We start from the raw sequence: 1,076 nt of genomic DNA on the forward strand, positions 1-1,076 counted from the left end.
TTTTGCTATCGCCGAGTCTCGCACCAGTGAAAATGAAGGTCCACAAAACGTCGACAACATCCTAGAAAAGACGCTAGAACGTATCGAACTGCTGTACAAAACGCCGCAAGATGGCGTGACAGGTGTCGATACTGGTTTTACTGACCTCAACAAAAAGACCGCGGGTCTCCAAGGTTCTGACTTAGTTATCGTGGCAGCGCGTCCATCGATGGGTAAAACGACCTTTGCGATGAACTTGTGTGAAAACGCGGCAATGCAGCAAGACAAACCCGTTTTGATCTTCTCGCTAGAGATGCCGGCGGAACAGTTGATGATGCGTATGTTGGCATCCTTGTCTCGCGTAGACCAAACCAAGATCCGTACGGGTCAGTTGGATGATGAAGACTGGGCACGTATTTCTTCTACCATGGGTATCCTGATGCAGAAGAAAAATATGTACATCGATGACAGTTCAGGCTTAACGCCAACCGAAGTGCGTTCACGTGCCCGTCGTGTTGCTCGTGAGCACGGAGGTCTGTCAATGATCATGGTCGACTACCTTCAGTTGATGCGCGTACCTTCGCTAACCGATAACCGTACTCTTGAGATTGCCGAGATTTCTCGCTCGCTTAAAGCACTGGCGAAAGAGTTGAACGTGCCTGTCGTTGCACTATCGCAGCTAAACCGTTCCCTAGAACAACGAGCGGATAAACGACCTGTTAACTCGGACTTGCGTGAATCGGGTTCCATCGAGCAGGATGCCGACTTGATCATGTTCATCTACCGTGATGAGGTCTATCACCCAGATAGCCCATACAAAGGCACGGCGGAAATAATTATCGGTAAACAACGTAACGGTCCTATTGGCTCGGTGCGTTTAACATTCCAAGGACAACACTCGCGCTTTGATAATTACGCGGGTCCAGCATTCGATATTGATGATGAGTAATGCTATGAGCTACATGAAAGCCGCAAAAGCATGCATTGACTTGTCTGCGTTGCAGCACAACTTGCAGCGTGTGAAAGCGCAAGCACCAGAAAGTAAAGTGATGGCGGTAGTGAAAGCCAACGGTTATGGCCATGGTCTACGTCATGTG

2 protein-coding genes are annotated in these 1,076 nt (G+C 49.1%); both read left to right on the top strand.

Annotated features, from left to right (window positions below; genetic code table 11):
• The coding region (gene dnaB / locus R7Q38_RS24615; protein WP_318114691.1) for a replicative DNA helicase at window positions 1-928 on the top strand (928 nt) is incomplete at its 5' end.
• A gap of 4 nt (window positions 929-932) precedes the next feature.
• On the top strand, window positions 933-1,076 hold a 144-nt coding region (locus R7Q38_RS24620; RefSeq protein ID WP_318114692.1), incomplete at its 3' end, for an alanine racemase.

Origin of the sequence: Vibrio sp. Vb0598 (assembly GCF_033338935.1) — a bacterium.
GTDB lineage: Bacteria > Pseudomonadota > Gammaproteobacteria > Enterobacterales > Vibrionaceae > Vibrio > Vibrio alginolyticus.